The 2,655-nt window shown below is 53.7% G+C and carries 3 protein-coding genes; 1 reads left to right on the top strand and 2 read right to left on the bottom strand.

Annotated features, from left to right (window positions below; translation table 11 throughout):
• Window positions 1-983, top strand: a 983-nt coding sequence (locus ACESLU_RS14005; protein ID WP_372639252.1) for an ABC transporter permease, incomplete at its 5' end; no start/stop codon positions are given.
• 11 nt (window positions 984-994) lie between these two features.
• On the opposite strand, the gene ACESLU_RS14000 is transcribed toward ACESLU_RS14005, so the two are convergent.
• On the bottom strand, window positions 995-1,984 hold the full coding sequence (locus tag ACESLU_RS14000; protein WP_372639251.1) for an aldo/keto reductase: 990 nt from the start codon (window positions 1,982-1,984) through the stop codon (window positions 995-997).
• A 182-nt stretch (window positions 1,985-2,166) separates the two neighbouring features.
• The coding region (locus ACESLU_RS13995; protein WP_372639250.1) for a glycosyltransferase at window positions 2,167-2,655 on the bottom strand (489 nt) is incomplete at its 5' end.

Here is a 2,655-nt window from a genome sequence, read left to right as displayed (position 1 = left end):
TTGCCGATCTCGCCGACTATCCCGTCATTCAGCAAGCCCAGGCGGTGGTAGAGGGACAGGCGATGGTGCAGTCGTCCGGGGAGGTTGCGGGCATCCTGGTGAAAGGGGTCGACGAGGAGGGGGATGTGACCGATATTCACCAGTATATCGACCGGGGACGCTATTTTTTGGGAGAAGACAGCACCGGGATGCCCGGCATGGTCGTGGGATCGAAACTGGCCCAGTCACTCAATGCGGATATCAATTCGGTGCTTACCGCCTACACGGTAGAGGGACTTCCGTCTCCCCTCAGTTCGCCCGAAATCAAGCAGTTCCGGCTGAGCGGCATCTACCAAACCGGTATCGGCCAGTTCGATGATATTTTTGCCCTGGTTGCACGTCCCCACGCACAACAGCTGTTCCAGGTGCCCGGCGAGCAGGCTTCGGTCGTGGAGATCAGGCTCGGAAACCAATCCGATATCCAGCCGCTTAAAGAGCAGCTGAGCAGCGACTTCGGTTTCCCGTATTTTACCCAGAGCATCTACGAAAAGTACAGCAGCATCTTTGCCTGGGTCGACCTCCAGGAAGAAACCATCCCCTTCGTGATAAGCGTCATGATTATTGTCGCGGCTTTCAACCTCATCGGCACCGTCCTGATGATGGTCCTGGAGCGCACCCGTGATATCGGCATCCTCAAAACGATGGGAGCCAGCGACAAAAGCATACGGTGGGTCTTCCTGTTAGAGGGACTGTTCGTGGCGGTAGTGGGACTCATCATCGGCATTGCGATCTCGCTGCTTTTTACCTGGCTGCAGACGACCTATCATATTATCCCGCTGTCCGAAGAAAACTATTACATGGCCTACGCGCCCACGGAACCACACGGACTCGATTTTCTTCTCGTAACGGTCGTTACGCTATTCCTGTGTGCCCTCTCCTCCTACCTGCCGGCCCGCCTGGCCGCCAAAACGGATCCCCTGAAAGTCATCGCCTACGGACGGTAAGCCTTTAAGCCTTAATACCGCCCGCGGATATGAGGTCGGATCTCTTCGTCATACAATGTGCGGAGCCTCCGGTGCGTTTCCGGTCCCAGCGGCTGGAGCGACGACGCTCCCGTATTGCTCGTCACATGCGCTTTTTTGGTGGCGCCAGGGATAACAGTCGTGACCTGCGGGTGATCCAAAATCCAGCGCAGTGCCAGCTGCGGCATCGATCCCCCGGGCATGCGTTCTTCGATTTTGTCAACAAGCTGCAGTCCCTCGTTAAACGGAATGCCCGAGAAGGTCTCGCCCACATTGAACGCTTCCCCGTCCGCATTAAAATTCCGGTGATCGTCCTCCGCAAACGTCGTATCTTCATCAAACTTGCCGGTGAGCATACCGCTGGCAAGGGGCACCCGCACAATGAGGGAGACGTCCCGTTCGGCCGCTTTCTCAAAAAATTCATCGGCCAGGTGCTGCCGAAATAAGTTGAATATGATCTGAAGCGAACTGATGTCCTCCTGCTCCAGGCATATCAGCGCCTCTTCCGTCGTCTCGACGCTGGCCCCCCAGTGCTTAATCAGTCCCTCTTCCCGTATTTTACGAAAGTGATCGAAGACAGCTCCCTTTTCGAGCTCTTCCTTTGGGATGCAGTGAAATTGATCCAAAAAAAGCTGTGAGACGCCCAGGTTTTCAAGCGAACTCACGACATGCTCCCGCATCACCTCATACGTAAAATTCTGGGGCCAGCCGTAGCCGTCGTCCTGGCGGCGGCCGAGTTTGGTCGCCACATATATTTCGCGGTCGGTTTCCACCTGCTTCAGAAAGCTGCCGATGGTCCGTTCACTGATCCCCATCCCGTAAATGTCGGCGGTATCAATAAAATTCCCGCCCCGTTCAACATACGCCTGCAGGATGGACAACGCCTCTTCTTCACTCACTTCACCCCATTCGCTGCTTCCCAGTTGCCAGGTCCCGAGTCCCACTTCCGCTACGGACGCTTCTTCAAAAGATCTGTAATTCATGGAGTCTCACCTGATTTGTTTATCATTTCAAATGTAGGGGAATATAAGCAATCAAATGTTTTTATCCATTGAAAATCATGTATTCATCCCCACTGTCTGAGATACCCGGTCGGTACATTGAGGATTTTGAAATCGCGAAAATGTAGAGGTTGGGCAAAACAACGGTTTTGCAGAGGTCTCTCTTACGACAATGCCGAAGAAATGCTCATCCGGCTGCACTCTTCAAAGACGGCATCGTACTCATCAATACGGTGCGACCAGTCCAAATGCCGGTTAATATTCTGCAGCGAGGCCTTTGGCAGCGGATCCGTTTCATGGGTAAGCAGGTCCTTGAGATAATGAAACAGGTCGTCTTCGGTATCATAGAGCACCGGGGCGTGTAACAGCGGCCGGTGCAGGCTTTCCGGTATCAGCTCCGGGTAGTGCAGGCGGTTGGGCAGCAGCGGGTGACATCCACAATAGATAGCCTCCATGATGGCGACACAGAAAAACTCGTATGTCGCCGTGGATACCACGATATCCCCTTTATGGAGCAGCCTGCTGTAGCTTTCTTTATTTTCAACATACCCAAAATGGGTTATATGTCGCCCATACCGCTCCCATGCCTTTTCAAACTCTTCAGGTTTTTCATGCTGGGTATCCCCCGCAAGAATTAAATCGAACGTCAGGTC

Source organism: Fodinibius sp., from assembly GCF_041642155.1.
Classification (GTDB): Bacteria; Bacteroidota; Rhodothermia; order Balneolales; family Balneolaceae; genus Fodinibius.
This window is presented reverse-complemented; position numbering and strand designations above follow the sequence as displayed.